Consider the following 23,462-nt stretch of genomic DNA (forward strand, 5'->3'; position numbering starts at 1 on the left):
GACCGCCGCCATGCTGTCCTTCCTCACCCGCCGACTGCTGCTGATGGCCCTCACCCTCTGGGCCGTCTCGCTCGCGTCGTTCTTCATCATCAGCCTGCCGCCCGGGGACTATGTCTCGACCCTCCAGGCCGAGGCGGAGAGCCGCGGCGAGCTCATGAGCGACGCGGAACTGGTCGCGCTGCGCCAGCGGTACGGACTCGACCAGCCATTCCTGGCCCAGTACTGGAAGTGGATCTCGAACATCCTCTTCCATGGCGACTTCGGGCAGGCCTTCGCCTGGAACAGCCGCCCGGTCTCGGATCTGATCTGGGACCGGGTCGGCCTGTCCTTCTTCCTCTCCCTGTCCACCCTGCTGCTGGTGTGGGCGGTCGCCTTCCCGATCGGCATCTACTCCGCGGTGCGCCAGTACTCGGCGGGTGACTATCTCGCCACCTTCCTCGGCTTCATCGGGATGGCCGTCCCCGAATTCCTGCTGGCGCTGGTCCTCATGTGGGTCGGGATGCGCTACTTCGGCCAGAGCCCCGGAGGGCTGTTCTCACCCGAGTACCAGGACGCGGCCTGGAACCTGGGCAAGCTGCTGGATCTGATGGGCCATCTGTGGCTGCCGATCCTCATCATCGGCATGTCCGGGACGGCCGGACTGATCCGCACCACCCGCGCCAATCTGCTGGACGAGCTCTACAAGCCGTATGTGGTGGCGGCCCGGGCCAAGGGCATGCCGGAGTGGAAACTCCTGCTCAAGTACCCGGTCCGGATGTCGCTCTCGCCGTTCTTCAGCACCGTCGGATGGCTGCTGCCCGGCCTGATCAGCGGCGAGACCATCATCTCCATCGTGATGAGCCTGCCCACCACCGGGCCGCTGCTGCTGAGCGGAGTGGAGAACCAGGACATGTACCTGGTCGGCAGCTTCGTGCTGATCCTCTCCACCCTCACCGTCATCGGGACCCTGATCAGCGACCTCGTGCTCGCCTGGTGGGACCCCAGGATCCGGCATCGCTACGAGAGCGGGGGCGGGTGATCGCGGATGCCGATACGAGCCAAGCACGCCACACCGGGCGCCGGCGGCCGGGCTCCGGAACCCGGCCGCGCCTCCCCATGGCGCCTGGTGTGGCGGAAGTTCCGCCGGCACAAGCTGGCGGTGGCCGGGGCGGTCGTGGTGCTGTGCGCCTATCTCGTCGTCGCCTTCGCCGAATTCCTGGCCCCCGGATCCCCGAGCGCCGCCGACGAGCGGCACACCTACGCCCCGCCGCAGCTGGTCAAGGTGGACTTCAGCTGGGACGACGGCCTCCAGCTGTACGTCAACGGCTTCCGCACCGAGCGCGACCCGGAGACCTTCGAGCAGATCCACACCATCGACCGCGACAAGCGCATCCCACTGCGGCTCTTCGCACGCGGAGACGACTACCGCCTGTGGGGGATCATCCCGTGGGACCGGCATCTCATCGGCCCCACGGACCCCGGCCAGAAGGTGTATCTCCTGGGCACCGACCGGGCCGGCCGCGATCTGCTGTCCCGTATCGTCCACGGCTCGCGGGTCTCGCTGTCCATCGGCCTCATCGGCGTCGCCGTCAGCTTCGTGCTGGGGCTGCTCTTCGGCGGGATCTCCGGCTACTTCGGGGGCGCGGCCGACACCGTCATCCAGCGCCTCATCGAATTCCTGATGGCCATCCCCACCCTGCCGCTGTGGCTCGCACTCTCCGCCGCCGTACCCCCCGACTGGGGGCCGCTGATGCGGTACTTCGCGATCACCACCATCCTGTCGGTGATCGGCTGGACGGGGCTCGCGCGGGTGGTGCGCGGCCGGTTCCTCTCGCTGCGCGAGGAGGACTTCGTGATCGCCGCCCGCCTGGACGGCTGCGGGCGCGGCCGCATCATCTTCCGCCACATGGTGCCGTCCATGTCCAGCCATGTCATCGCCTCGCTCACCATGGCCGTCCCGGCGATGATCCTCGGCGAGACCGCCATGAGTTTCCTCGGCCTCGGCCTCCAGTCCCCGGCCGTGAGCTGGGGCGTGCTGCTCCAGGAGGCCCAGAACATCCGCACGGTGGAGACCGCGCCGTGGCTGCTGCTTCCGGGGGTGGCGGTCGTCATCACCGTCCTCGCCATGAACTTCGTCGGCGACGGGCTGCGGGACGCCGCCGACCCGTACAAGAGTTAGGAGCGCGCGTGGTGGCACCCGCCGAGACGATCCTCGAGATCAGGGACCTGCGCACCCACTTCGAGCTCGAGGACGGGGTGGTGCGTGCCGTCGACGGCGTGGACCTGGACATCCGGCGCGGCGAGGTGGTCGCGGTCGTCGGCGAGTCCGGCTGCGGCAAGAGCGTCATGGCCCGCTCCGTGCTGCGGCTGGTCGACCGGCCCGGCCGCATCGTCGGCGGTGAGGTCCGGGTCCGCACGGACACCGGGTGGGCCGATGTGCTGACCGCCGACGGCCGCACCGTGCGGTCCATCCGCGGCGCGCGCGTCGCCATGGTCTTCCAGGAGCCCATGACGTCCATGAGCCCGATGCACACCCTCGGCGACCAGATCGCCGAGGCCATCCTGCTGCACGAGCCGGTCACCAAGGCCGAGGCCCGTGCGCGCACCGTCGAACTCCTCGGCCGGGTCGGCATCCCCGCCCCCGAGCGGCGCGCCGGCGAATACCCCTTCCAGATGAGCGGCGGCATGCTCCAGCGCGCCATGATCGCGATGGCCCTCTCCTGCGGCCCGGAACTGCTCATCGCCGACGAACCGACCACCGCCCTCGACGTCACCACACAGGCCCAGATCCTGGATCTGCTGCGCTCCCTCCAGCGGGACACCGGCATGGCGCTCATGCTCATCACCCATGACCTCGGGGTCGCGGCGCAGCTCGCCGACCGCGTCGCCGTGATGTACCTGGGCGCGGTGGTCGAACACGGCGACCTCGCGGACGTGTTCCGCCGGCCCCGCCACCCGTACACCAAGGCCCTGCTGCGGTCCGTGCCCCGGCTCGGCGCCCGGCCCCGGGAGCGCCTCCGGCCCGTACGCGGCATGGTGCCGCCCCCCTACCGGCGCCCGGACGGCTGCCCGTTCCACCCGCGCTGCGAGGAGTTCATGGCCGGGCGCTGCGATGTGACGGTGCCGGCGCCGGTCACCGGGCCCGAGGCCGGGCGCGCCGTGAGGTGCCTGCTGTACGAGGAGACCCGCGCATGACCACACACCCGGGCCCTACCCTCCTGGGGGTCCACGGCCTGACCAAACACTTCCCCATCCGCCGCGGGCTGCTCGGCCGCACCGTCGGCCACGTACGCGCCGTCGACGGCGTCGACCTGCGGATACCGGCGGGCCGCACCGTCGCGCTGGTCGGGGAGTCCGGCTGCGGCAAGAGCACCCTGGGCCGCTGTCTGCTCAGGGTCCACGAGCCCACCTCCGGACAGATCCGCTACCACCCGCGTGACGGCGCCGACCCCGTCGACCTGGCGGCCCTCGGCGAGCGGGCCCTCAAGCCGTACCGCAACGAGATCCGGCTCGTCTTCCAGGACCCGTACGCCTCGCTCAACCCCCGGATGACCCTGCTTCAGATCGTCGGCGAACCCCTCCGGGCCAACCTCGGCCTGCGGGCCGCCGAGATCGAGGAGCGGGTGGCCGAACTGCTGCGCCGCGTCGGCCTGCCCCCCGAGTATCTGCGCCGCTACCCCAACGCCTTCAGCGGAGGCCAGCGGCAGCGCGTCGGCATCGCGCGGGCGCTGGCGCCCGGGCCCCGGCTGGTGGTCGCCGACGAGGCGGTGAGCGCGCTGGACGTGTCCGTGCGCGCCCAGATCCTCAACCTGCTCAAGGACCTCCAGGAGGAGTCCGACCTCACCTATCTCTTCATCTCGCACGACCTGGGCGTGGTGGAGTACATGGCCGACGAGGTGGCCGTGATGTACGTGGGCAAGGTGGTCGAGACCGGCGCCACCGACGACCTGTACGAGCGGCCCCTGCACCCCTACACCGAGGCGCTGCTGTCGGCCGTCCCCGACCCGGACCCCGGCGCGCGCCGCCGGGAGCGCATCGTGCTGCACGGAGAGGTGGCCGACCCGTCGCGGGTGCCGCCCGGCTGCCCGTTCCACCCGCGCTGCCGCTACGCCCAGGACCGCTGCCGCACCGAGGTGCCCGCCCTGCGCCAGGCGGCGCCGGGCCGGGCGGTGGCCTGCCACTTCGCCACAGAACTTGACCTGAAAGGAGTGCACGGCACATGAGCGACCCGCGCTTCGACGGTGTCGTACGGCCCTCGGCACCCGACGGGAGGGTGCGCGAGGCGCTGTTGCCCGTGCGCCACCCCGGCGACAGCCACGCCGCCAATCTCCTGGAACTCGACGACGGCGACCTGCTGTGCACCTGGTTCAACGGCCCGCAGGAGGGCGACCGGGACACCAACGTCGTCCTGTCGCGGCTGCCCCGCGGAGCCGACCGCTGGACCACCCCGGCGCCGCTGTCCGCCGACCCAGGCCGCGCCGAGCAGAACCCGGTGCTCGCCCAGCGGCCCGACGGCACCGTCTGGCTGTTCCACCCGTCCAACGAGCCCCATGACCAGACCACCGCCCGCCTGATCGCCCGCACCTCCGCCGACCGGGGCCGCACCTGGAGCCCGCCGCGCGTCCTGCTGGAGGGGCCCGGCGTCTTCGTCCGCAATCCGCCGCTGACCCTCGACGACGGCACCTGGCTGCTGCCCGCCTACCGGTGCCGGCGCTCGGGCGAGCACAGCACCGTGCTGCTCAGCGAGGACGGGGGCGAGAGCTGGCAGGAGCACGAACTGCCCGGAGCCGAACACCTGGTGCAGCTGACCGCCGTCCCGCGGGACGACGGGTCGCTGTTCGCGATGTTCCGCAGCCGCGCGGCGGACCGTATCCACGCCTCCGAGTCGACCGACGGCGGCCGCACCTGGGCGCCGCCGGCCAGGACCGCGCTGCCCAACAACAACTCCGCCGTCCAGCTCACCCGGCTGCGCGGCGGGGCCCTGGCGCTGGTCTACAACCACGCGAGCCTGGAGCGCGGGGAGTACCGCTGGGTGGGGGAGGGCGCCGGACGGCGGAAGAAGGCCCTGCGCACCCCGCTCACGCTCGCCCTGTCCGACGACGGCGGCCGCACCTGGCCCCACCGGCGCGATCTCCAGACCGCCGACGAGGAGTACTGGGACAACGAGTACGGCTACTCCTACCCCAGCGTCGTCCAGACCCGGGACGGGCTGCTGCACATCGCCTACTCCTATCTGCGCAAGACGATCAAACACCTGACGGTGGCGGAGGACTGGGTCCGGGACGGCCGCCCGTGACGGCGCGGCGCGTCGAGCGCTGGGACGTGTACGAACTGCGGCTGACCGGGCCGTCGGCCGGAAACCCGTACCGGGATGTCGTGTTCGGCGCCGACTTCCGCCACCGCCACCGCGTGGTCCCCATCGACGGCTTCTACGACGGCCAGGGTGTGTACCGGGTCCGCTTCATGCCCGACCGGCCCGGGCCGTGGACGTACACCACGCGCTCCGACGCCCCCGAACTCGACGGTCATGGCGGTGAGTTCATCTGTGTGGCGGCGGGCCCGGGCAACCACGGACCCGTCCGCGTCGCGGGCCCCCGCCGCTTCCGGTACGCCGACGGCACCCCGTACCAGCCCTTCGGCACCACCTGCTACCACTGGACCCACGACGAGGACGAGGAGCTGGAGGAGCGGACCCTGCGCACCCTCGCCGCCTCGCCGTTCAACAAGGTCCGCATGTGCCTGCTGCCGACCCGGGCGATGAACCCGCCCCGCCTGCCCTTCCCCGGCCGCATCCCCGGCGCGCTGGACACGGCCCGCTTCGACCCCGCCTTCTTCGCCCACTTCGAGCGGCGCGTACGCGACCTGCGCGACCTGGGCATCGAGGCGGACATCGTCCTCTTCCACCCCTACGACGAGGGCCACTGGGGCGTGGACAACATGACCCGCGAGGAGGACCTCTCCCTCGTCCGCCACACCCTCGCCCGCCTCGCCGCGTACCGCAACGTGTGGTGGTCCATCGCCAACGAGTACGACTTCAACACCGCCAAGACCGTCGAGGACTGGGACCACATCGGCCGGTTCGTGCAGCGCCACGACCCCTATCAGCACCCGCGTTCGATCCACAACGGCACCCGCATGTACGAGTACGAGCGGATCTACGACTTCACCAAGCCCTGGACCACCCACCAGTCCATCCAGCACTGGGACGCCGCCTGGACACCACGGTGGCTGGCCGGCTGTCCCAAGCCCGTGGTCCTCGACGAGATCGGCTACGAGGGGAAGCTGGGCCGCCGCTGGGGCAACCTCACCGGGCGGGCGCTGGTGCGCCAGTTCTGGCACGGCGTGAGCGCGGGCGGATACGTCGGTCACGGCGAGTGCTACCCCGAGCAGGACCCCGACCACGCGGCCTGGATCTCGCGCGGCGGCCGGCTGCACGGCGACAGCCCGCCGAGGATCGCCTTCCTGCGCCGGCTGAGGGAGGAAGGGCCCGAGGACACCTACGTCTACTTCGGCGACCGGCGCCACGCCCACCGCGACATCGACCTCCCCGACACCGGCGCGCCCTGGCGCCTCGACCTCATCGACACCTGGGAGATGACCGTGACCCCGCTGCCCGGGGCCCACCGCGGACGGGTCCGCGTCCCGCTGGACCGCCGCCCCGACCTGGCACTGCGCCTGCGGAGGGCGATATGACGGGCCCTGAGCGTGGCCCCGTCCGCGTCCACGGAACGCGTTTCCGGCACGCGGACGGCACCCCCTTCCACCCCTGGACCACCGCCGTCCCCGAGGCCGACCCCGACACCCTCCGCGCCCTGGCGGCCTCCCCGTTCAACCGGGTCCGGCTCACCGCCTCGGCCGCCCTCTCCCTCGACCGGCTCGACCAGCAGATCGGCGCGCTGGGCGCCATCGGTGTGCAGGCCGAGGTGATGCTGCACGGCCGCGACATCCCGGAGACGGTGGAACGCCTCGCCCACCACCCCAACGTATGGTGGTGCGCCCCGGAGGACCCCGAGGCGCAGACCGATGTCCAGGAGTACGACCACGGCCACCACCCGCTCACCGTGCACGGCGATCTCCACACGGACTTCGGCGCCCCCTGGATCACCCACGCCTCCCTCCGCCACCAGCAGGTGCGGGCCGTCTCACGGCTCACCCGGGACCTGTGCAAGCCGGTGCTCGTCGACGACTGCGGCGCGGAGGGGGACGACCCGGACCCCGATGCCGCCCTGTCGGCCGAGGAGTTGGTGTTCCGCGTCTGGGAGGGGGTGTGCCGGGGCGGCTACGTCGCCCACGGCGAGGCCCACAGGCCACGACCCTGGAGGGCCCACGGCGGACGGCTGCGCGGTTCGAGCGCGCCCCGCGTCGCCTTTCTGCGCTCGATCCTCGACGAGGCTCCGCCGGGCCTCGCGCACACCCCTGAGACCTACGACGCCTCGACCCTGGAGGCGCCGGGGGAGTACTGGCTCCAGTACCTCGGCCCGCACCGCTATCCGCGCCGCCCCTTCGACCTGCCCGGCGGCCCCTGGCGGGTGGATGTCGTCGACACCTGGAACATGACCGTGCGCACCCTCGACTCCACACCCACGGGGAGCTTCGAGGTGGAACTCCCGGCGGAACCGTACTTCGCGATACGGATCCGCCGGGCCTGACCGGCCGGTGTCACCAGTCCTTGCCGGACGCCGCCTGCGCCTTGATGTAGGCCGGGATGTCCTTGGCCTCGGCCACCTTCAGCGCGGAGCGCACCGCGAGGCCGTCCTTGAGTACATGCTGGCGGAACACCATGTACAGCGGGAGGTCCCAGTACTCGGTCTCCTTGTAGCCCTTGACGACGGCGTTGTCCCCCCAGAAGACGCCCGAGGTGTCCACCCCGGCCAGCCCCGGGATCGCCTCGCCGAACGCGGCCCGGGCGGCGTCGGACGTGAGCGCCGGCTTCATGCCGTTCCGGGCGAGCTCGGTCTGGGCCTCCTGCGACACCAGCCACTTCACGACCTCGAGGGCCTGCTTGCGCTTGCCCGCCTGGGGCGGCACGAACGCGGCGATGGTGTTCGGCTGGTACACCGACCGCGCGTCCCCGCCCAGCACGGGGAGGGAGGTGACGCCGAGGTCGATGTTCTTCGCCAGCTCGCGCCACTCCTCGGCGTCGTCCTCGGGGAGGTAGAGCGGGCTCAGGGCGTAGGCGCTGAGCTTCCAGAGGCTGTCCACGGCCATGGCCACATGCCCGGTCAGCAGGAAGTCGTCGACGGTGGTGAAGATGTTGTGCGGCAGCAGCAGGAAGCGCTCCAGGTTGTCGCCGAGCCGGTTCCAGCCGGCCGAGGTGATGTTCACCCTGATGTCCTCGGGCGCCGGATTCTCGCTGCCGGTGGGCAGGAAGGGATAGAGCCCGAGCTGGTTGAACTCCAGATACAGATCAGGATGCTGGAGATAGCCCTTGTACGCCACCAGGTCCTGCTCGAACGTCAGCTTCTTGGCGAGGCGGTACGCCTGGTCGTACGTCATGCCGTTCGCCGGGGCCCTGACCCCGCGCAGGTCGAAGATCTTCTTGTTGTGGAACAGGACGTACTCGTCGACGAACAGCGGCACGCCGTACACCCCGCCGTCCGAGCGGGACTTGACCAGCTCGACCGCCGCCGGGTTCAGCGAGCCGAGGTCGATTCCCTCGGACGTGAGGTCGTCGGTGAGGTCCCGGACCCAGCCCCTGGGCTCCAGGTCGCGGTCGATGCGTCTGCGCGGGTCCTCCAGGATGATGTCGGGCACCACGCCGGCCTTGTCCAGGTCTTCGTAGCGGATGGGGAAGTCCCAGGTGACCGCCTTGATCTTCAGACCGGGGAACGCGGCCCTGAGCTTGTCGCCGATGACCGCGTCGAAGAAGCCCGGGTTCTCGAAGGGCTTGTAGTTGGCCATGAAGACGAGCAGTTCGTCGTCGCACACTTCGAACGGCTTGTTGTAGCGGTTCGGGATCTGGACGCAGGCGGACGCGCCCGACGACGCGGACCGGGCCGCGGGGCGCATACGCGCCTGAGCCGACGTGGCCGCGGCGGTGCCGGTCAGGGCCGCGGTGCCGGCCGCTGCTCCGGCCGCGACGAACTTTCTGCGGCTGAGGCGCGAACGGGAGCCGCCCTCCTCGTCCCTGGGTGCCTGACGCATACGCACACTCCTCTTCGAATGCGGTACTCCACTGGTATGCCATCTGAATGCCATAATGGTCACGCCGGGCGCGGACGGGGTCAACACCCGTGCGCGCAATGACAGTTGTCGGTGAGGGGGAGTCGCCGGTGTTCCGGATCGCGAGCGGTGACAACAGCCTGGAGATCACCGTGGAGCGGGGCGGGGCAAGGGTCGCCTTCCGGCACGGGGCGGCGGGCCGGGCCGAGCGGGACGGCGGAGACCTGTGCTTCGACGCCCCCCTGAGCCGCATGCTGGCCGTGTCCACCGGCCGCCCCTGGCGCATCGCCCTGCCCGGCGCGCGCGAGCCCGAGGTCCGCCGCACGCCACAGGGGCTCGCGGTGCGCTGCGCGGTGGGCGGGCTCGCGGCCGAGATCGCCTTCGCGTTCGTCCGGGGGCTGCTGCGCCTGGACGTGACCTGGCGCAACACCGGCGAGCTCGGGTACGAGGACGTGGTGCTCGGCGTGGCGCTGCCGCTGCCGTGCCGGAGGGCCTCGGCCGTCACCCTGCCGCAGGTGCTCTACCGGGGCAACCCGTCGGCCGACCCGGACCGCACCGTGCCCCGGCTCGGCGTCGGCCCGCACCGCGCCCTGGTGGTGGAGGAACACCGGCTGCCCGTCCCGTGCGCGCACGCGGAGTGGCGCTCCCGCGGCCGCGTGCCCACCTGGTATGCCACCCTCTACGCGGCGGAGCCCGGCGAGGGCTCCCTCGGGGCGGTCCAGCGTGGACACGTCTCGCTGCTCGCGATGAGCGGCGCGCTGATGTTCAACGGCGTGCCGGACACGGCGTACGTCCACAAGGGGAGGACCGCCTCCTACGACGGCGGCTACCTCGATCTTCCGCCGGGCGCGGTCCACCGCGCGCGCTACGCCCTGGACTGGGGGGTCGCGGCCCACCCGGGCCACGGCTTCCGGCCCCTGGTGCACCAGGGCCTCGGACTGTACGCCCCCGAAGGCGCCCGCCCCCTCACCCTGGACCGGGTCGTCCACTACAAGACGGCGGCCATGGACCGCCGCTGGCACGAGGCCGGAGGGGCCGCCGGATTCCTCAAGTTCACCGGGCCCGGCCACACCCCCGGCTTCCTGTACGGCTGGACCGGCCAGAGCCTGAAACTCGCCTGGTGCGACGCCCGCGTCGGCCTGGAGCGCGACCAGCCCTGGCGCGTCGACCGCTGCCGCCGGGCCGTCGACTTCTACCTCGACGGCAGCGCCGCCGGAGCCCCGCCGGGCCTGCGCATGAGCTTTTACTCCACCGAGGACCGCGCCTGGTCGGCCTTCGAGCGGGACGGCGAGACTTTCATCTCCTCCCGGGCGTACGGCGACGCCCTGTGCGACCTCGCCGACGTCATCGAGCTGCTGGGGGCCCACGGCCACGCCGTGCCACGGCGCTGGATCCGGGCGCTGGCCGAGGGCGTGGACACCGCGTGCGCCACCACCGCGAGCGCCACCGTGCCGCCGCTCGGCTGGCGGCTGGACGGCAGCCCGCTGCCCCAGGAACCGGGGGCGGCCGGGCTGGCGTGCCTGCTGGCCCTGCTCAAGGCCCACCGGATCACGGGCGAGGCCCACATGCTGCGGCGCGCCGAACAGCTCGTCGCGCACTACCGCCACCGGCACGCCGACGACTGGGCCAGGCCCTTCGCCCGCGCCACCCTCGACGCCGTCTGCGAGGACAAGGAGGGCGGCATCGCGTACTTCCTGTGCGTGTACGAGCTGCTGCTGCTCGCCGGTGGCGAGCGCCGGCGCGCCTGGGCCGAGGAGGCCGCCGACTGGCTGCTCACCTGGGTCTATCAGTGGGACCCGCCGTTCGAATCCGGCTTCCGGACGGCCGGGTGGCCCGGGGTCAGCGTGCAGAACCACCACGTGGACGTGTTCTTCCCGGCCTACGAGCTCGCCAGGCTCGGCGAGCTGACAGGCCGCGAGGTGTATCGCCGGCTGGGCGAGCTGATCCTGCACGCCTTCGGACAGGGCATCTGCACGAAGGCGGGGGAGTGGGGCTTCGAAGGGCTCGGCGAGCAGGCCGAGGGGTTCTTCCCCACCAACTGGCAGGCGCGCGGCACCAGCAACACCTGGAACCCCTCCTGGGTGACCGCGCAGGTGCTGTCGCAGGCGCTGCGGATGCGCGCGGCGCGCACCGGGGGCGACGGGCCATGGGACGACGGACCGTGGCAGCCGTGAGCCCGGCCCAACAGGTCAGCGTTTCGGCGGGTCAGCCCAGACCGTGGCGCGCCGGTTCCGGCCGGTGCACCCCCCGGGGCCGGTAGCCGAGCGCCTGGGCGACGCCGAGGTGGTCGGCGAGCAGCCAGGCGACGGCCAGCCACATCTCCGTCCCCTGAAGGCCGGGCACATGCGGCGCACGGCCGCCGGGCTCCAGCGCGAACGAGAACCCGGCGCCGTCCTGCCACCGCCCGAGCAGTCGTTCCAACTGCCCGCGCGCCCAGTCGCGGCCCTCGGCGATCCGGTGCCCGGTCTGCCGCGCGCACAGCCACAGCGGATGGATCACATCCAGCACGTCGCAGGCGTCGCCGCGGTCCGGGCCGAAGAACGCGGGGTCCCGGCTGTGCGCGAGCACCGTGTCCACGGTCCGCTCCGGATACGGCAAGGGCAGCCCGAACTGTGCGAACGTACCGCGGGTGACCCGGTAGAAGCCGTTGACCGGCTGCCGCCACCGGTCGGTCCCGCCCGGCGCGCCCCACAGCCCGTGTCCGGGGTCGGCGCGGGTGAGCAGCCAGCCGAACAGTGCCTCGGCCGCGGGAGCGCGCAGCTCGAAGCCGTCGAGGTCGCGCAGGATCGCGGTGCCGACCCCGTCCACCCAGTGGCCCGAGCGCCAGGCCTCGGTCCGCCACGGCAGCCCGTCCAGGTGGTCCACCAGCTCGGCGGGCGCGAGGTCCTGCACGGCGCGCACGGGGTGGGCGAAGCCGGAGCCCAGCAGGTCAAGCGCGTAGCCGACGGACAGGATGTGGTACATCGCCGTGTCGTCGGCCAGCGATGGCGGACCGGCGCCGTACTCCGGGACGAGGCCGGTGTCCGGGTCCTGAAGGGAGCGCAGCCGCTCGGCGAGTTCCGCGCCGTCCGACCCCGGTGGGGGAGCGCCCAGCAGCAGATCCGAGACCTCCACGGCGTCGCACACCGCGCGCACCGTACGGGCCGCGCCCGGACGGTCGGTCCAGCCGTCGCCGTCCCGGCAGCGGGCGAGGACGTCCGGCGCCTGCTCGCGGGCGCGGTCGGCGAACCGCTCCAGCCGCACATCCAGGGCGCCCGGCGAACGCGGAGCGGGGGCGGCCGGCGTGTCCCGCCGGTCGCGCAGCCGCCGCGCCGGGTTTCCCGCGGCGACCGACCAGGGCGGGAGGTCCTTGGTGACCACCGCGCCCGCCCCGATGACACAGTGGTCGCCGATGGTGACCCCGTCGACGACCACCACATGCGAGCCGATCCACACATCGTCGCCGATCACGATCCCGGCCGAGGTGAGCGGCTGGCGGTGCACCGGACGGTCGGGCGCGAAGGAGTGGTTGAAGCCCAGCAGCGAGGTGTGCGCGCCCACCCGCACCCCGTCGCCGAGCCGCAGCCGGCCGCGCGCCGTCGAGAAGGGGTTGAGGGTGCAGTCGCGGCCCAGGGACACCTCGCCGGTGACCACCGCGTGCGCGCCGATGTACGAGCGCTCGCCCATCCGCAGCCGGTCGGTGAACACGCCCGCCCACGGCGAGACGAAGACCCGCTCGGCGAGCTCGGCCTCGCCGTCGCCCGAGGCCAGCCGCTCGGTCAGGCGCCGCTGGTGGTCCAGCTGCTCCGCGCGCTCCTCCTCGGTCGCCGCGCTCCAGAACTCCCAGGGACAGTAGTCGTATCTTCGGGGCCGTTCGGGCCGTCCGGGTTCATTCCCGCGCACCGGTCACCCTCTCTCGCACCAGGCCGTCGACGTGTTCGATCCGGTCGGACTCCGCCAGTGAGCCGAAGTGGCAGTCTGACATGTGCAGCCCGTCGATCGGCGCGTGGGCGTAGCCGCGGGCGAGCACGGCGCGCCGGGCGTGGTCCACCGTGACGTCCCGGATGCCGATGTCCCGCACCCTCGGCGGATACGACCCCGTGTCGCCCTCCCCGCGGTGGAAGTCACAGCTGAGGAACTCCTTGCGGAGATGGGTGACGGTGAGGTCGGCGAGCTGGATGTTCTCGGCGTAGCCGCCGCGTACGGAGTTGGTCTTGATGTAGAGGCCGAAGTAGAGCCCGGGGCCGCCGATGCGGCAGCGGCGTACGTACACATCGCGGATGCCGCCGGTCATGTCGCTGCCCAGGGTGATGGCGCCGTAGCGGTGCCGGAGCACACAGTCCTCGATCACGATGTTCTCGCTCGGGACGTTCACCCGCCGGCCGTCGGCCTCCCGCCCCGACTTGATCGCGATGCAGTCGTCGCCCGCGGCGATGTCGCAGCGGCGGATCACCACGTCCCGGCAGGACTCCGGGTCGATCCCGTCGTTGTTGGGGCCGGGGCTGTCGATCGTCACATCCTGGATGAGCACACCCGTGCACAGCACGGGATGGATCTCCCACATGGGGGAGCGCACGATCGTCACGCCTTCCACCAGTACCCCGTGGCAGTCCTGGAACTCCAGGAAGTTGGGCCGGAAGCGGCAGCCGTCCGCGTGGATCCGCCGCTCGACCGGGACGCCCGCCTCGGCCTGCCGCCACAGCCCCGGCCAGTCGTCCTCCTGTTGCCGGACCCCGGGCCGCCAGCCGAACTCCGCCTGCCCGGACCAGGGCCACCAGTGCTCGTCGTCGGCGTGTCCGTCGAGCACGCCCCGGCCGGTGACCGCGATGTTGCGCTGCCCCCGGGCGTAGACGAAGGGCGAGTAGCCGTACATCTCCACGCCCTGGAAACGGGTGAGGACCGGCGGGAGGCAGGCGGCCGGGTCCCGGTCGAAGAGCAGCCGGGCGCCCTCCTCCAGATGCAGATCGACATGGCTGAGCAGGTGGACGGGGCCGGTGGCGTACGTCCCGGAGGGCACCGTCACATGGCCGCCGCCCGCCGCGGCGCAGGCCGCGACGGCCCGGCGCAGCGCCGCCGTGCAGTCCGTGCGGCCGTCGCCGCGCGCCCCGAACGCGGTGACGGGGAACTCGCGGTCGGGGAAGCGCGGCCGGGCGACCCGGGCCACGATGGCGTCCGCCCGGCTCCAGTCACCCATCGGACGCGGCCTCCTGCCCGTCCACCACGACGCGGCGCAGCACCAGCCCCGTCACGTTCCGCACCTCACCCGGGCCCGCCATCTCCGTGAACACGCAGTCGCTGAACAGGACGTCGCGGACGGGGTTCGCGTCGTTGCCGATCAGGTTCCAGGGCCTGCGGCCGGTCCGCGCGGTGAGCCGGTGCACGGCGATGTCCCGTACGTCCGGGTAGTAGTCGCCGGTCTCGACGCGCTCGTAGTCGAGCGCGATCTCGATGACGGCGTCCCCGACCTGGCCGACCGTGATGTCGTGGCAGGTGATGTCGCGTACATAGCCGCCGCGCACCGGGTTGGACTTGATGCGGATCGCCCGGTCGAGCTGGGGGCTGTCCATGCGGCAGTCCCGGGCGAGGATGTCGCGGACACCGCCGGTCGTCTCGCTGCCGATGGTGACGCCACCGTGTCCGGCCCGCATCTCGCACCGCTCCACCAGGGCGTGCTCGCAGGGGACGTTCACGCGCCGCCCATCCGCGTTCTTGCCGGCCTTGAACGCCACACAGTCGTCGCCGGTGTCGAACACGCAGTCCTGGATGAGGACATGGGCGCAGGACTCCGGGTTGCAGCCGTCGTTGTTGGGGCCGACGGGGCTGTCCACGGTCACACCGCGCACGGTGACATTGCGGCACAGCACCGGGTGGATGTTCCACATCGGCGAGTTCTTCACCGTGACGCCCTCGATCAGGACATCGCGGCAGTCGTAGAACTGGATCAGATTGGGCCGCAGATGGTATCCGGCGCCGAAGACCCGCTCCGCGACCGGCACCCCCGCCTCGGCCCACTCCAGCAGCTTCCTCTTGTCCACCCCCTCGGGGGAGGTCCCGCCGCCCGCGCCCTTCGTCCAGTTCCACCAGTGGTCGGCGTCGGCCTGCCCGTCGATGACGCCACGGCCGGTCACCGCGATCGTGCGGCAGCCGTGCGCGTACAGCGGCGGCGAGTAGTTGAGGCATTCGGTGCCCTCGTACCGGGTGTACACCACGGGGAGATAGGCGGCCGGGTCCTGGCTGAAGCGCAGGGTGGCGCCTTCTCGCAGATGCAGGTCGATGCGGTCGCGCAGCCGTATCGCGCCCGTGAGGTAGTCGCCGGGCGGTACGACCACATGGCCGCCGCCGGCCGCGGCGCAGTGCTCGATGGCGCGGCGGAACGCGGCCGTGCAGTCCGTCGAGCCGTCGCCGACGGCCCCGTGGTCGGTGACCAGCACCCGGCGGCGGGGGAACCGGGGGGTGCGGATACCGGCGAGGATACGGGCCGCCTGCCGGTCCGCGGCCGCGCGCGGATCCGCCGGGGCGGCCGGGACACCGGAGGCGGCGGCTCCGGCGTCCTCCCGGCCGGCGGCCTGTGCCGTACGCGCGGCCAGGGCGAGCGCGGCGGTGGAGCCCGCCGTCAGCAACAGGGCCCTGCGGCCCGGACCGTTCACCACGTCCACTCCTTCGCGGGGATGTGCAGGGTGTGTTCGCGCTCAGGGGCCTTCGGCGCCGGCCGCCGGGTGCCGTACATGGGCCGGCACCCGCCCTCCGGCTGGATGCCCACCACGTCGTCGCCGCGCCAGTGGGTGCGGTAGGTGTGCCCGGCCGCGCTCTCCTCGGTCGTCGACTCGACGAGCGGGAAGGTCACGGTGATGCGCTCGCCCGCCCGGGGGCGGTCGAGGCTCAGACACCCGTCGGGCGCCCACAGGCCCGGCTCCGGCCCGCGGGCCTGGGTGGCGGGCCCGGACGCGGGCCGCCGTGTGACGGCGAGCCGGGCGTAGCCGGCCCACTCCGGGACACGCAGGCGCAGTTCGCGGCAGTCGTGGTGGACGTTCAGGTCGATCCGGCCCTCGTAGGGCAGATGGCTGAGCACATCCACCAGGCGGCTGCCGCGGTTGAGCAGCAGATTGACGCGCACCAGGCGCTCATCGCCCGTGACGGCGGCGCGCCAGCCGGTGAACAGGCCGCGCACCCCCGACCCCACACAGCACGCCTGCACGTCGGCGGTGTGCCCCCGGCCGAGGACCGCGTCCGACACATAATCGTTGGGGGCGCCGTACCCGGCGAACGCGCCGCGGACCCGCTCGTCGACGCGGTGGTGGGTGAGCCAGCCGGGGATGTCGCGGGAGCGGTCGGGGGCCGAGCGCACCCAGTCGACGTCGGTGAGCTGCGAGGCGGTGAGGTGGTTGCGCAGAAAGCGCTCCACGACCGTCCAGTACCCGGTGTGCCCCGCCTGGGCGAGGGTGGTGCCGATGCCGATGAGGTCCACCAGGGAACACGTCTCGTGCTCGAAGCGCTGTCCGGCGAGGTCGCCGGGGGTCCATCCGTAGGCGGTGCACTGGGACAGCGCCCAGTCGAAGGACCGGCGGACGAACGCGGTCAGGGCGTGGTCCCCGGTGAACACCGCGTACTGGGCGATGCCGTCCAGGGTGCCAAGACGCGTGTGGAAGTGTCCGCTGCGATACGCGAGCGCCGCGTTGAACGAGCCGTCGGGCAGGAAGACCCCGCTGTGCTCGGTGATCAGCCGGGTGAACCAGCCGCACAGCTCCAGCGCCTGCTCATTGCCCGTCGCCCGGTGCCAGACCAGCAGCGGCATGATCAGCCGCCCGCAGAAGGAGGCGGGGTCCGGGGCCAGATGCAGCTGGACGGCGTGGAGCGAGGGCCAGCCTTCCCGGGTGTACTCGGAGGCCGGGTAGTACCAGACGTCGCGCTCCTTGACGGCGATCCGGTGCAGCGCCGCGACCTGCCGGTCGGCGGCCCGCCGCACGGTCTCGTCGCCGCTGTCCCGGTACCAGCTGGTGAGCGCGAGCAGCGTGGCCCGCTGGTCGATGAGGCTCGCGTGCGGCTCCCAGCGGCCGCGCGGGTGGCGGCGCCGGTACGTCAGCCCGTCCTCGGCGAGCAGGTTCAGCAGGGTGGCCCGGTAGCGGCTCTCCGTATCGGACCACCAGGACGCGCCGGTCATCCGGCGGGCGAGGACGCAGGCGTCGGTCAGCCGCCCGTGGCTGGAGCCGTAGTCCCAGTCGCCGTGCAGCAGCACCGCGGGGTCGCATCGCAGGTCGGCGCTGAAGAAGGGGATGCCGCCGAGATCGGGATCGGCCAGGTTGACCACGGCGTTCATGGCCAGCTCGGCGCGCTCTTCCAGAAGCAGGGTCGCTGGAATGCCAGTCATGTTCCGTCTCGCCGTCCTGAGGTCGGAGCGAACACGGGGGGAGGGGGAACGACGGCAACGCTAGGCATGCGTCACAGGGCCGTCAAGGGTGCGGAATCCGCTGGAAGAGGCCAATATTCCGGTGTCGCCGCGCTGTTGACGCCCTCTGCGGATCCGCCTTACCGTCGATGCGAAAGCATGGTCCGAGGTGGCATACCAGTGCGGGGTTCGATGTCGATGACCGCGCTGCGGAGGACCGGAGCGATCGGCAGCAGGGAGTTCAGCGCCCCAGGCCTTCGGGAGCACGCATGCTCGCCTACCACGAAGACTTCTCGCCCGGCACCGGCCGCCGTGCCCCCCGGGCCCACTTCACCTCCGACGCCGCACGGCTCAGCCTGAACGGCCGCTGGCTCCTGCGCATGTCGCCCACCGTGGACGCGGCGCCCCTGGACTTCCTCGGCCCCGAACCGCCCCCGGGCGACGATTGGTCACGGCTGCCCGTGCCCTCGCACTGGGTGCTGCACGGCCACGGCCTTCCCCGCTACACCAACACCGCCTACCCGTTTCCCATCGACCCGCCGCACGTGCCCGACGACAACCCGACCGGCGACCACCGGTACGTCTTCGAGCTGCCCGAGGGGTGGCGGACGCCCGGCAGTGTGCTGCGCTTCGACGGTGTCGACTCCTGCTTCCGCGTGTGGCTCAACGGCCGCGCCCTCGGCACCTCCAAGGGCAGCCGGCTGCCCGCCGAGTTCGACGCGGGGGAAGCGCTCCGGCCCGGCCGCAACGTCCTGGCCGTGCGCGTCCACCGCTGGTCCTCCGGCAGCTACCTGGAGGACCAGGACATGTGGTGGCTGCCCGGGATCTTCCGCGAGGTGACCCTGCTGGAGCGGCCGGAGGGCGGCATCGACGACTTCTTCCTCCACGCCGGCTACGACCACGAGACCGGGCGCGGCCTGCTGCGCGTCGACACCGACGCCCCCGCGCTGCTCACCGTCCCCGAACTCGGCATCGCCGGACACCCGACGGGGCTCCCGCTCACCGTGCCCGGCGCCGAGCCGTGGAGCGCCGAGACGCCCCGGCTGTACGAGGGGTGGCTCGCCACCGGCACCGAGCGCGTCCGGCTGCGCATCGGGTTCCGTACGGTCGCCATCCGCGACGGACGCTTCACCGTCAACGGCGCGCCCGTGCTGCTTCGTGGCGTGAACCGCCACGAACACGACCCCGACCACGGCCGCGCCCTGTCCCTCGCCACCATGCGTGAGGATCTGCTGCTGATGAAGCGGCACAACATCAACGCGGTGCGCACCGCGCACTACCCCCCGCACCCCGCCTTCCTCGACCTGTGCGACGAGCTCGGGCTGTGGGTCGTCGAGGAGTGCGACATCGAGACCCACGGCTTCATCCACGCCGACTGGCACGGCAACCCGGCCGACGACCCGCGCTGGCGGCCGATGCTGCTGGACCGCATGCGGCGCATGGTCGAGCGCGACAAGAACCACCCCAGCGTCGTCATCTGGTCGCTCGGCAACGAGAGCCACCACGGCCGCAACTTTGCCGCCCTCGCCGACTGGACCCGCGCCCGCGACCCCGCGCGCCCCCTCCACTACGAGCGCGACCGTACCTACCGCCACTCGGACTTCTACAGCCTCATGTACGCCCCGGTGGACGAGGTCGCCCGTATCGGACGCCACGAGGAGGAGCCGCCGCCCGAGACCGCCGCCGAGCCGGCCCTGGAACACCGCCGCCGCGCCCTGCCCTTCCTGCTGTGCGAGTACGCGCACGCCATGGGCAACGGCCCCGGCTCCCTCACCGCCTACCAGCGCGCACTGGAGGCGCATCCGCGCTGCGCGGGCGGCTTCGTATGGGAGTGGATCGACCACGGCCTGCGGCGCCGCACCGCCGACGGACGTCAGTACTTTGCCTACGGCGGGGACTTCGGCGACACCCCGCACGGCGGCACCTTCTGCGTCGACGGCCTGGTCTTCCCCGACCGCACGCCCTCACCGGGGCTCCTCGCGTACAAGAAGGCCATCGAACCCGTCGTGATCACGGCGGATCCCGGCGGCGGCCGGATCGCCGTCCGCAGCCGTTACGACCTGCGCGACACCTCGCATCTGCGGTTCATCTGGACCCTGGAGGACGAGGGAAGGGCCGTCGCGGGCGGTGAGCTCGACGTCCCCCCGCTGGGCGCCCGGCGGACCACCGGGATTCCGCTGCCGGAGCTGCCCGTGCCCGGGACACCGCGCGGCGAACTGTGGCTGACCGTACGCGCTGTGCTCGCGGCCGGCGAGCCATGGGCACCGCCCGGACACGAAGTAGCCTGGACCCAGGCCCCGGTCCCGCACCCCGCCCCGCCCCTGGGGCGTCCGGCGGATCGCGACGCCTGCGGCGGGCTCCCCGCCCCGCCCCTTCCCTCAGGGTCTATGTGCGGCTCCGCCGCGTGGCATGGGCTCCGCCCCTGGACCCCGGGGTCTGGGGCGGAGCCGCCCACGCGGCGGAGCCGCACATCGACAGGGGCCGGGAAGGGGCGGGTAGGGGAACAGACACCCCCCAGCCCGAGCGGTCTCAACCTCGCGGACCTCGACCTCGACCGGCGGACCGGAGCGCTCCGGGCCATCGGCGCCCTCCGCCTCGACGGGCCGTGGCTGGACATCTGGCGCGCGCCCACCGACAACGACCGCGGGATGGGGGACAACTCCGTCCTGCGCGCCTGGCGGGCCGCCGGCCTCGACCGCCTGGTCGCGCGCACCATACGCGTCGAGGAGCGCCCCGACCGGCTCCTGGTGGAGACCCGCGCCGCCCCGGCCGGCCTCCCGCACGCCCTGCGCGTCCGGTACGTCTGGACGGCGGACGGGTCGGCGGACGGCCCCGGCCTGCGGCTCACCGTCCACCTCACCCCCGAAGGCCCCTGGGACGGGCTGACGCTGCCACGCCTCGGCGTGCGCCTCGCGCTGCCCGCCTGCCTCGACCGGGTCCGGTGGTACGGCAAGGGGCCGGGCGAGGCCTACCCGGACAGCGCGGACGCGGCGCGCGTCGGCCTGTTCACCGCCACGGTCCCCGAACTCCAGACCCCGTACGTCGTCCCCCAGGAGAACGGCCGCCGCGCCGCCGTCCGCTGGGCCGAGATCACCGATCCGGCGTCCGGCGCCGGACTGCGCGTCGAGGGCGCGGGGGACACACCGCACTTCGGGCTCACGGTCCGCCCCTGGAGCACCGAGGCCCTCGAAGCGGCCGACCACCCCACGGACCTCGCCCCGGACGGCCGTACCCACCTTCACCTCGACCACGCCCAGTACGGCCTGGGCAGCGCCTCCTGCGGACCCGGCCCCCTCCCGGAGCACCGGCTGTCCCCCGCGGAGTGCGCCTTCGCCTTCGTGTTCCGAGCAGCGCCCAGCGGAAAGGGAGACTCATGAGCGCCGGACCCATGAGCGACGGGGAAAACTACCGCCCCGACTGGGGGTCGCTGCGCGGCCACCGCGTCCCGGACTGGTTCCGGGACGCCAAGCTCGGCATCTGGTCGCACTGGGGCCCGCAGTCCGCCGCCCGCTCCGGCGACTGGTACGCCCGGCATCTGTACGGGCCGTACGACGGCACCGAGGAGTTCGAACGGGAACGGGCGGGCCGGCAGACCGCCGCGCACCGGGAGCGGTACGGGCACCCCTCCCGGTTCGGCCACAAGGACCTGTGCGGTCTGTGGCGCGCCGAGAAGTTCGACCCGGAAGCGCTGATGGACCGATTCCGGCGCACCGGCGCGCGCTACTTCGTCTCCATGGCGGCGCACTGCGACAACTTCGACCTGTGGGATTCCGCCCACCAGCCCTGGAATGCCGTCAACGTGGGGCCGCGCAGTGACATCGTGGCCCGCTGGGAAGCCGCGGCGCGCGGCGCCGGGCTCCGCTTCGGGGTCAGCATGCACGCCGGTTCCTGGACCTGGCGCTGGCTGGACGCAGCCTTCGCCGCGGACGCCGAGGGGCCCGCGGCGGGCGTTCCGTACGACGGGCATCTCACCGCCGAGGACGGCCGGGGCCTGTGGTGGGAAGGGCTCGACCCGCGGGCCCTCTACGGCCGGCCGCGCCGTCCGGGCGAGCCGCCGGACCCGGAGTTCATCGACGACTTCTACGCCCGGCTGCGCGATGTCACCACCCGCCACCGGCCCGAACTGGTCTATCTGGACGACTCACGGCTGCCCTTCGACGACGGCAGCGTCTGCCCCGCCGCCCCGCCCAGCGGGCGTGGTCTGGAGTTCCTCGCCGACTACTACAACCGGGTGCCCGAGGGCGTGGTGAGTATCAAGACGGTGCCGGGACGCGACCGCGGGGCCGTGCTCCTGGACGTCGAACGCCAGCAGCTGGGCGACACCGACCCCGAGCCCTGGCAGTACGACACCAGCATCGGCGACTGGTTCTACTGCGACGGCTATCGCTACAAGACGCCGGACGAGATTGTCCGGCTGCTCGTCGACACCGTCAGCAAGAACGGCTGCCTCCTGCTGAACGTGCCCCAGCTGCCCGACGGGACGCTGGACGACGCCACCGGGGCCGTCCTCGACTCCCTCGGCGGGTGGGTCGAGCGCTGCGGCGAAGCCGTCTTCGGCACCCGCCCCTGGGTGCGGTACGGCGAGGGGCCGACCCGGGTCACCGGCGAGCGCGCGAGGGAGTCGGCCCTCGCCTACACCTCGCGCGACATCCGCTTCACCCGCGCCCGGGACGCGCTCTACGCCTTCCTCATGGCGTGGCCGGACGGCCACGACCGGACCGTGCGCATCCGCAGCCTGGGACGGGCCGCGGGGCTGCTGCACGCTCCGCCCCGGCGGGTCACCCTGCTCGGGGCGTCCGCGCCCGCGCGGTGGACGGTGCGCGCCGACGCCCTGGAGGTGACCCTCCCCGACCGCCCCCCGACGCCGTACGTCCAGGTCCTGCGGATCGACATCGGGGAGCCGGGCGCCGACGAGGCCGGCCGGACGGCGGCATGACGCACCGTGTGCCCGGCGGGGAGGCGGCGGCCCTGCCCACCCGCGTACTCGGCCGCAGCGGCGTCCCCGTCACCGCGCTGTCCTTCGGGTCCGCGGCCATCGGCCACCTGTTCACCCCGGTCACCGACGAGCAGGCGTGCGCCACCGTGGACGCCGCGTGGGACGCGGGCATCCGCTACTTCGACACCGCGCCCCACTACGGCGCGGGCCTGGCCGAGCGCCGCCTGGGCCGCGCCCTGCGCACCCGTGCCCGCGACAGCTATGTGATCTCCACCAAGGCCGGCCGCCTCCTCGAACCCGCGGAGCCGGGGCGGGACGGCCGCCCCGCCCACCGCCGCGTCTGGGACTTCAGCGCGGCCGGTGTCCGCCGCTCGATCGAGGAGAGCCTGGCGCGTCTCGGTCTCGACCGGGTCGACATCGTCTATCTCCACGACCCCGACGACCACGCCGAACAGGCCTTCCGCGAGGGCTATCCGGAGCTGGAGCGGCTGCGCGGGGAGGGCGTGGTCGGGGCGATCGGCGCGGGGATGAACCAGGCCGGGATGCTGACCCGTTTCGTCCGGGACACCGACGTCGACGCGGTGCTGTGCGCGGGCCGCTACACCCTCCTCGACCAGCGCGCCGCCCTCGCCCTGCTGCCGGCGGCACGGGAGCGCGGCACCTCCGTGGTCATCGGCGGGGTCTACAACTCCGGGGTGCTGGCCGATCCCCGCCCGGGGGCCACGTACGACTACGCGGCCGTGCCCCCGGACCTGCTGGACCGCGCCCGCCGCATGCGGGCGGTCGCCGAGCGGCACGGCACCACGCTGCGCGCTGCGGCCCTGGCCTTCTCGGCGGCGCCGGAGCCGGTGGCGAGTGTGCTGGTCGGCGCGCGCTCGCCCGGTGAAGTCGCCGACGCTGCTGTGCAGTTCAGGGCTTCCGTGCCCGCCGACCTCTGGCGGGAGCTGCGCGCGGAGGGGCTGCTGCCCGAGGATGTGCCCACCCCTGGGCCACGGCGGTCATGACGGGCGGGGCGCGCATGGC

Annotated in this window: 16 protein-coding genes; 11 read left to right on the top strand and 5 right to left on the bottom strand. The window is 72.8% G+C overall.

Features of this window, described 5'->3' with window-relative positions; all coding sequences use genetic code 11:
• Nucleotides 1–10 precede the first annotated feature (10 nt).
• From ABTY62_RS01850 to ABTY62_RS01880, 7 genes are read left to right on the top strand one after another with little or no spacing between them, the layout of a single operon-like run.
• Complete coding sequence (locus ABTY62_RS01850) at nt 11–1,018, top strand: ABC transporter permease (protein WP_352127351.1); 1,008 nt, start codon at nt 11–13, stop codon at nt 1,016–1,018.
• A 6-nt stretch (nt 1,019–1,024) separates the two neighbouring features.
• Nucleotides 1,025–2,158: an ABC transporter permease gene (locus ABTY62_RS01855; protein ID WP_352127352.1), complete on the top strand. Its 1,134-nt coding sequence runs from the start codon at nt 1,025–1,027 to the stop codon at nt 2,156–2,158.
• Between the two features lie 8 nt (nt 2,159–2,166).
• Nucleotides 2,167–3,174 (top strand): ABC transporter ATP-binding protein, encoded by a 1,008-nt coding sequence (locus tag ABTY62_RS01860; protein WP_352127353.1) that lies wholly within the window; start codon nt 2,167–2,169, stop codon nt 3,172–3,174.
• Nucleotides 3,171–4,202, top strand: coding sequence for an ABC transporter ATP-binding protein (locus tag ABTY62_RS01865; RefSeq protein ID WP_352127354.1), 1,032 nt, complete (start codon nt 3,171–3,173; stop codon nt 4,200–4,202). The genes ABTY62_RS01860 and ABTY62_RS01865 overlap by 4 nt, the downstream gene beginning before the upstream one ends.
• Nucleotides 4,199–5,275: a sialidase family protein gene (locus ABTY62_RS01870; RefSeq protein WP_352127355.1), complete on the top strand. Its 1,077-nt coding sequence runs from the start codon at nt 4,199–4,201 to the stop codon at nt 5,273–5,275. The genes ABTY62_RS01865 and ABTY62_RS01870 overlap by 4 nt, the downstream gene beginning before the upstream one ends.
• Nucleotides 5,272–6,672 (top strand): DUF5060 domain-containing protein, encoded by a 1,401-nt coding sequence (locus ABTY62_RS01875; RefSeq protein WP_352127356.1) that lies wholly within the window; start codon nt 5,272–5,274, stop codon nt 6,670–6,672. The genes ABTY62_RS01870 and ABTY62_RS01875 overlap by 4 nt, the downstream gene beginning before the upstream one ends.
• The gene (locus ABTY62_RS01880) at nt 6,669–7,628 is read left to right on the top strand and encodes a DUF5605 domain-containing protein (RefSeq protein WP_352127357.1); all 960 of its coding nucleotides are present in this window, start codon (nt 6,669–6,671) and stop codon (nt 7,626–7,628) included. The genes ABTY62_RS01875 and ABTY62_RS01880 overlap by 4 nt, the downstream gene beginning before the upstream one ends.
• A gap of 10 nt (nt 7,629–7,638) precedes the next feature.
• Here the strand turns inward: ABTY62_RS01880 and ABTY62_RS01885 are convergent, their stop codons facing one another.
• Complete coding sequence (locus ABTY62_RS01885) at nt 7,639–9,123, bottom strand: ABC transporter substrate-binding protein (protein ID WP_352127358.1); 1,485 nt, start codon at nt 9,121–9,123, stop codon at nt 7,639–7,641.
• Between the two features lie 98 nt (nt 9,124–9,221).
• On the opposite strand from ABTY62_RS01885, the gene ABTY62_RS01890 reads away from it, so the two are divergent.
• Nucleotides 9,222–11,315: a hypothetical protein gene (locus ABTY62_RS01890; RefSeq protein WP_352127359.1), complete on the top strand. Its 2,094-nt coding sequence runs from the start codon at nt 9,222–9,224 to the stop codon at nt 11,313–11,315.
• A 31-nt stretch (nt 11,316–11,346) separates the two neighbouring features.
• On the opposite strand, the gene ABTY62_RS01895 is transcribed toward ABTY62_RS01890, so the two are convergent.
• The 4 genes from ABTY62_RS01895 to ABTY62_RS01910 are packed head-to-tail and all read right to left on the bottom strand — an operon-like array spanning nt 11,347 to nt 17,485.
• On the bottom strand, nt 11,347–13,023 hold the full coding sequence (locus tag ABTY62_RS01895) for an acyltransferase (RefSeq protein WP_352127360.1): 1,677 nt from the start codon (nt 13,021–13,023) through the stop codon (nt 11,347–11,349).
• Entirely contained in the window at nt 13,010–14,314 is a 1,305-nt protein-coding gene (locus tag ABTY62_RS01900; RefSeq protein ID WP_352127361.1) for a glycoside hydrolase family 28 protein, read from the bottom strand. Before ABTY62_RS01900 ends, ABTY62_RS01895 begins: the two co-directional genes overlap by 14 nt.
• Complete coding sequence (locus tag ABTY62_RS01905; protein WP_352127362.1) at nt 14,307–15,770, bottom strand: glycoside hydrolase family 28 protein; 1,464 nt, start codon at nt 15,768–15,770, stop codon at nt 14,307–14,309. Before ABTY62_RS01905 ends, ABTY62_RS01900 begins: the two co-directional genes overlap by 8 nt.
• Entirely contained in the window at nt 15,764–17,485 is a 1,722-nt protein-coding gene (locus ABTY62_RS01910; protein WP_352127363.1) for a glycoside hydrolase family protein, read from the bottom strand. Before ABTY62_RS01910 ends, ABTY62_RS01905 begins: the two co-directional genes overlap by 7 nt.
• A 287-nt stretch (nt 17,486–17,772) precedes the next feature.
• Here ABTY62_RS01910 and ABTY62_RS01915 point away from each other — a divergent pair, with 287 nt between their 5' ends.
• From ABTY62_RS01915 to ABTY62_RS01925, 3 genes are read left to right on the top strand one after another with little or no spacing between them, the layout of a single operon-like run.
• Nucleotides 17,773–20,880: a glycoside hydrolase family 2 TIM barrel-domain containing protein gene (locus ABTY62_RS01915; protein WP_352127365.1), complete on the top strand. Its 3,108-nt coding sequence runs from the start codon at nt 17,773–17,775 to the stop codon at nt 20,878–20,880.
• The gene (locus ABTY62_RS01920) at nt 20,877–22,439 is read left to right on the top strand and encodes an alpha-L-fucosidase (RefSeq protein ID WP_352127367.1); all 1,563 of its coding nucleotides are present in this window, start codon (nt 20,877–20,879) and stop codon (nt 22,437–22,439) included. The genes ABTY62_RS01915 and ABTY62_RS01920 overlap by 4 nt, the downstream gene beginning before the upstream one ends.
• Nucleotides 22,436–23,443 carry an aldo/keto reductase gene (locus ABTY62_RS01925; RefSeq protein WP_352127368.1) on the top strand — a complete coding sequence of 336 codons (1,008 nt, stop codon included), beginning with the start codon at nt 22,436–22,438 and terminating at the stop codon, nt 23,441–23,443. Before ABTY62_RS01920 ends, ABTY62_RS01925 begins: the two co-directional genes overlap by 4 nt.
• Nucleotides 23,444–23,462 lie beyond the last annotated feature (19 nt).

This window comes from Streptomyces sp. NPDC097640 (genome assembly GCF_040302705.1).
Taxonomy (GTDB): domain Bacteria; phylum Actinomycetota; class Actinomycetes; order Streptomycetales; family Streptomycetaceae; genus Streptomyces.

Coding starts and splice junctions, on each gene's coding strand:
- ABTY62_RS01850 (WP_352127351.1), top strand. CDS start 11: ATGCTGTCCTTCCTCACCCGCCGACTGCTGCTGATGGCCCTCACCCTC.
- ABTY62_RS01855 (WP_352127352.1), top strand. CDS start 1,025: ATGCCGATACGAGCCAAGCACGCCACACCGGGCGCCGGCGGCCGGGCT.
- ABTY62_RS01865 (WP_352127354.1), top strand. CDS start 3,171: ATGACCACACACCCGGGCCCTACCCTCCTGGGGGTCCACGGCCTGACC.
- ABTY62_RS01870 (WP_352127355.1), top strand. CDS start 4,199: ATGAGCGACCCGCGCTTCGACGGTGTCGTACGGCCCTCGGCACCCGAC.
- ABTY62_RS01880 (WP_352127357.1), top strand. CDS start 6,669: ATGACGGGCCCTGAGCGTGGCCCCGTCCGCGTCCACGGAACGCGTTTC.
- ABTY62_RS01885 (WP_352127358.1), bottom strand. CDS start 9,123: ATGCGTCAGGCACCCAGGGACGAGGAGGGCGGCTCCCGTTCGCGCCTC.
- ABTY62_RS01890 (WP_352127359.1), top strand. CDS start 9,222: ATGACAGTTGTCGGTGAGGGGGAGTCGCCGGTGTTCCGGATCGCGAGC.
- ABTY62_RS01900 (WP_352127361.1), bottom strand. CDS start 14,314: ATGGGTGACTGGAGCCGGGCGGACGCCATCGTGGCCCGGGTCGCCCGG.
- ABTY62_RS01910 (WP_352127363.1), bottom strand. CDS start 17,485: ATGACTGGCATTCCAGCGACCCTGCTTCTGGAAGAGCGCGCCGAGCTG.
- ABTY62_RS01915 (WP_352127365.1), top strand. CDS start 17,773: ATGCTCGCCTACCACGAAGACTTCTCGCCCGGCACCGGCCGCCGTGCC.
- ABTY62_RS01920 (WP_352127367.1), top strand. CDS start 20,877: ATGAGCGCCGGACCCATGAGCGACGGGGAAAACTACCGCCCCGACTGG.
- ABTY62_RS01925 (WP_352127368.1), top strand. CDS start 22,436: ATGACGCACCGTGTGCCCGGCGGGGAGGCGGCGGCCCTGCCCACCCGC.